Origin of the sequence: Paraburkholderia sp. GAS448, assembly GCF_050435685.1 — a bacterium.
Classification (GTDB): domain Bacteria; phylum Pseudomonadota; class Gammaproteobacteria; order Burkholderiales; family Burkholderiaceae; genus Paraburkholderia.
Genome location: NZ_JBNDKT010000122.1, coordinates 1 through 2551 on the forward strand (window position 1 = coordinate 1; position 2551 = coordinate 2551).

The window sequence follows — 2551 nt, forward strand, 5'->3', positions numbered from 1 at the left end:
CGTGGAGCGCGACAATTACAGTGTCCGGTCGTTGACAACTATCTTGGCCGGTGGTGAGGAGTCGAAGGCGGCGTAGCCGTCGGAGACGACGAGCCACCGGCGCCGCCGGATCGGCGGGCCTAGGATGGCTGACTGAAGCTAAAAAGAAGCGGTCAGCCCATGTCTGAAACCCGCATTACCGACCAACAGGTCCGGCTCTATATGAACAAGCGCAAACACAACACCCAGGAAGTCGCCGCTGCCAAGGTAGGCATGAGCTCGCGCACGGCTCGACGCATTGAGCGCGCGACCAGGTTGCCTTCACAGAAGGCCGAGCGTGACTGGCGTACCCGTACAGACCCGTTCGCCGACGTTTGGGAAGGCGAAGTGGTCCCGTTGCTGCGCAGTGCGCCGCGGCTGATCCCGGTCACGATCCTGCGCAAGCTGCAGGAAGATCACCCGGGCCGGTTTCCGGATAGCATGCGACGCACGCTTGAGCGGCACATCAGCCAATGGCGTGCGCTCGAAGGTCCGGGCAAGGAAATCTTCTTTCCGCAGGAGTACCTGCCGGGAATACGAGGCCTGTCGGACTTCACTCATATGGAGAAACTGTGGGTGACGCTCGGCGGCGTCCCGTTTGACCACCTGCTGTACCACTTCGTACTGGCGTTCTCGCGCTGGGAGTACGCCTGCGTGGTTGATGCCGGAGAGAGTTTCGAAGCGCTCGCGGCCGGGTTACAGAATGCGCTGTGGCAGGCTGGCGGCTGCCCACGCGAACACCGCTCGGACAGCCTGTCGGCAGCCTTCAGGAATCTGCAGGAGCAGGAGGACTTCACAACCCGGTATGCATCGCTGCTCGAACATTACGGCATGGAGGGCACGCGCAATAATCGGGGTCTTGGTCACGAGAACGGAAGTGTGGAATCCTCACATCGCTACCTGAAGGACGCCGTCGATCAGGCCCTGGAACTGCGAGGTCATCGTGACTTCGCTGACCGCGCCGCCTATGACGAGTTCGTACGCGGGGTAGTCATGCGCCGGAACCGGCGCAATGCGGCAGCGTTTCGCGTCGAGCGCGAACACCTGCAGGATCTGCCTGAGCTCCGTACCACGGACTTCGTCGAGGAAGAGGCGCGCGTGACCCGCTGCAGTACCTTCACCGTGCGCAACATTCTTTATAGCGCCCCGTCTCGCCTGATTGGTCATCTGCTGAAGGTGCGTCTGTACATCGACCGGCTTGATTGCTATCTGTCCGGCGCGCTGGTGCACAGCACGCCACGGGGATCGCTGGCGCCCGGGCGCAGCCGGGGCCATGCCATCGACTACCGTCACTTTATCGATTCGCTCAAGCGCAAGCCTCAGGCCTTTAAAGGGCTGGCGTTTCGCGACAACCTGTTTCCGCGGGAGGCTTACCGCCGGACCTGGGAGCAACTGGACACGAAGCTGTCACAACGCAGCGCCTGCAAGACCATGGTGGGCCTGCTTGAGCTGGCCGGTAACCACGGCGTCGAAGCGCAACTGGCCGAGCGGCTTGAAGCATTGCTCGAACTCGGTGAGCTGCCCAATCTGAAGACGCTGTTCGACGAATTCGCGCCGCGTCAGCGCGAGTGTCCTGTGGTCGTGGTCGAGATGCCATCCGCAGAGGTCTATGACGCATTGCTCGATGAGGAGGTGCCGGTATGAACGCCCCTGCTTGCGATGCCGGCCGCATGGCGCTGATGCTCAACGAGTTGCGGCTGCCGACGATCGGCCGGTTGTGGCCGGACTTCGCCGAACGCTCGGACAAGGAGGGCTGGCAGGCGTCCCGACTGCTTGGCGCGCTGTTTGAGCATGAACTTGCCGAGCGGGCCCAACGACGGATCGAGCGTCATCGTATCGAATCGCATATGGACCCGACCAAGACGCTCGCCACCTTCGACTTCGGCGTTGTTCCGATGGTCTCGAAGGCGCATGTAATGGCGCTGACCACCGGCGATTCGTGGCTCGAAAAAGGCGCCACGATCCTCCTGTTTGGGCCACCCGGTGGCGGGAAAAGTCATTTGGGATCGGCCATTGGCCATGCGCTGATCGACGCCGGCTATCGCGTACTGTTCATGCGGACCAGCGAGATCGTGCAGAAGCTTCAGGTCGCCCGTCAGAGCCTCCAACTGCCTTCGGCGCTCGCCAAACTCGACCGGTTCGACCTGATCATCCTGGACGATCTGTCGTATGTGAGAAAAGACCAGGCCGAAACCAGCGTGCTGTTCGAGCTGATCGCTGAGAGGTATGAGCGCAAAAGTCTTCTCATCACGGCCAATCAGCCGTTCTCGGGCTGGACTGACGTGTTCCCTGACCCCGGCATGACGGTGGCCGCTATCGACCGGCTCGTCCATCACTCGACGATCTTCGAGCTGAATGTTGAAAGCTATCGGCGGCGCAAAGCCAGCGACAAACAGAAGGAACGCCGGCGTCAATTACCCAACGACAATTACGACGGAGCGACGACAACTATGAACCCATGATCACGACAATTACCCCCGTCGACCGGACAACATAGTTGTCGACGACCGGACAAGACAGTTGACGCTATCCA

The 2551-nt window shown here is 61.2% G+C and carries 2 protein-coding genes; both read left to right on the forward strand.

Going from position 1 to position 2551, the window contains the following annotated elements:
- Positions 1–159 precede the first annotated feature (159 nt).
- Positions 160–1662 carry an IS21 family transposase gene (gene istA, locus P3T23_RS47445; RefSeq protein ID WP_429322914.1) on the forward strand — a complete coding sequence of 501 codons (1503 nt, stop codon included), beginning with the start codon at positions 160–162 and terminating at the stop codon, positions 1660–1662.
- Positions 1659–2480, forward strand: coding sequence for an IS21-like element helper ATPase IstB (istB, locus tag P3T23_RS47450; protein WP_429322915.1), 822 nt, complete (start codon positions 1659–1661; stop codon positions 2478–2480). Before istA ends, istB begins: the two co-directional genes overlap by 4 nt.
- The last annotated feature ends 71 nt before the right edge of the window (positions 2481–2551 follow it).